This is a genomic window from Neobacillus drentensis NBRC 102427 (assembly GCF_001591445.1).
GTDB classification, from domain to species: Bacteria; Bacillota; Bacilli; order Bacillales; family Cytobacillaceae; genus Neobacillus; species Neobacillus drentensis.
The window spans coordinates 1-2271 of sequence record NZ_BCUX01000124.1 but is presented as its reverse complement, the minus strand read 5'-3'; the positions used below and the strand labels follow the sequence as shown (position 1 = coordinate 2271).

Annotated in this window: 1 protein-coding gene; it reads left to right on the top strand. The window is 34.4% G+C overall.

The window, feature by feature from the left end; all coding sequences use genetic code 11:
* Nucleotides 1-768: 768 nt before the first annotated feature.
* Complete coding sequence (locus BDR01S_RS24435) at nt 769-1467, top strand: VIT1/CCC1 transporter family protein (RefSeq protein ID WP_066259436.1); 699 nt, start codon at nt 769-771, stop codon at nt 1465-1467.
* Nucleotides 1468-2271 lie beyond the last annotated feature (804 nt).

Here is a 2271-nt window from a genome sequence, read left to right as displayed (position 1 = left end):
TTGCCAGGCACTTTTAAAGGACAACCTGAATAGGTTGTTTTTTTGTGTTTGTGCCCATGGATGAGGAAAAAAGCCCTCTTCGGTAACAAAGAGGGGTCTTATGTTACCGAAGAGGAGAAAAAAGGCCTCGCCGGTAACAATAAAGGGTTCCGTTTTGAGGTGCTTTTCATAAAATACGCGCTGAAATTACAGTCGTATTGGCGTCGTTAGTGGTATATACAAAAGTAAAACTCGCCATAGTAATTTAACGGGTTCTGATATCTGTTACAAAACCTTTATTTGTACTAACTAATGTATGGAAATATGTATAACTAATTGCACCATAAAATGCGGTGCTTTTTGTTTATTGAAATGACGTATGAATTGGTTATGTCATTTTCTTTTTATATCAAGGTATCTATTTTTTTGGAGTGTTTTTTCGGTTCGAATTGCTAAATAACACAGAAAATCGCAATACTCTTCAAAGGTTTTTACAACATAATTCAGATTTCAATTCACATAGAAAAAGGCCTAAAGAATTTTCCTCTAAGCCTTGCTTTTTATTATCTCTTCTTTCGCTAAAGCACCCTTTAGTTTAAGTGAAACATTTCACAATCAAACTAAGTACTCCCATATCTGAATAATTTATATGTTCTTTTTAGCATAATAAGAATTGGGGTCTTTGCAGAGACAACCTCATTTGTTTAACTTAATCCCTCATTTAATTAAAACTTGTGATGATTAATCGATTTTTATTCGTGTTACATTAGTTAAATTGGAGGTGAATAAATGGATCAACACCTACATCACGTAGAAGAACATTTTTCTGGATCTGACTTCATTCGAGATGTTGTCATTGGTATGTCAGACGGATTAACCGTACCGTTTGCATTAGCTGCTGGTTTGTCCGGTGCTGTTGATACAACAACATTAATTCTCACTGCCGGAGGCGCTGAAATTGCAGCAGGGTCAATTGCCATGGGACTTGGCGGATATTTGGCAGGAAAAACAGATGCGGAACATTACGAATCCGAACTTGCCCGTGAACGGCGCGAAATAATAGAACTACCAGAGCGTGAAGAAGAAGAAGTATCTGGAATTTTTAGGGAATATGGGCTTGAAGAAGACCAAATCAAATCGATTACTAAAACCATGAAAAAGAACCCTGAAAAATGGGTGGATTTTATGATGAAATTTGAATTGGGGCTAGAAAAGCCGGAGCCAACAAGAGCGAGAAACAGTGCGATTACCATTGCTATTTCTTATATTGTCGGAGGGATAATCCCTTTGTTTCCATATTTCATCTTTCATAAACCTTCAACAGCATTAATGGTTTCTGCTATTGTCACACTTATTGCCTTACTGATTTTTGGATATGTAAAAGGAAGGTTTACTGGAACTTCTCCGGTGAAGAGTGCTTTTCAAACGATGATTACTGGTGGACTTGCTGCAGCAGTTGCATTCGGTCTAGCAAGAATTCTCACCTGACAGTTAAATTTACGTAAGTGGTAGAGGATAAATACATGCATCCCCTACTACCTAATAGTGAGGGTCAATTTGTGTGGAGGCAATGGATATTCACTAATAAGATGCATTAACCTGGAAAATCCACCCACCTTACAATAAAAATGCAGATTGTGAATAATTACACTTAAACTAAGGGGTGAGTTAGTTTAAGAATACCTTTTCACAAACTTTGCAATTTTTAGTCAAATTTTAACATATATACCAAAATAGCTTTGTTTATTTTAAATCACTTCACATATCAACTCACAGGACTGAATTATTTATTTGTATCCTTGTGAAAAGGGTCTGATCAAGTGATTTATCAACCAAGGAAGAATCAAACTTCGGTTTGATTTTCATTTTCATATCCTTTAACTCATATTTATTGGCAAATTTATGTTCAACAATTTGTAAGTGAAAATGTACTGTAAATTGTATACTTACAGAAAGTTCTGTAACTCTGCAATTTCGTATACAAATTGTACTACAAATACAAATAATAATATTGCCATAATGCCATATATATCAACAAAAATAGGCCATCAATTACAACTACAATTTGATGGCCATTTTCATTTACATTTTTACGTTTTGTGACAGGTATCAGAACCCGTTAATAGTAATTGGCGAGTTTTTTTTATTAGAAAAGCAAAATCTTATTGATATAAAACCTCACCGTAAAGCATCTATATGAGGTTCTCTTGGATTTTTGATATAAAACAAACTCCTTTTTAAATAAAATATAATAATGTCCTTACTCGAGTAAGCATTAAAAGTAAAATAAGC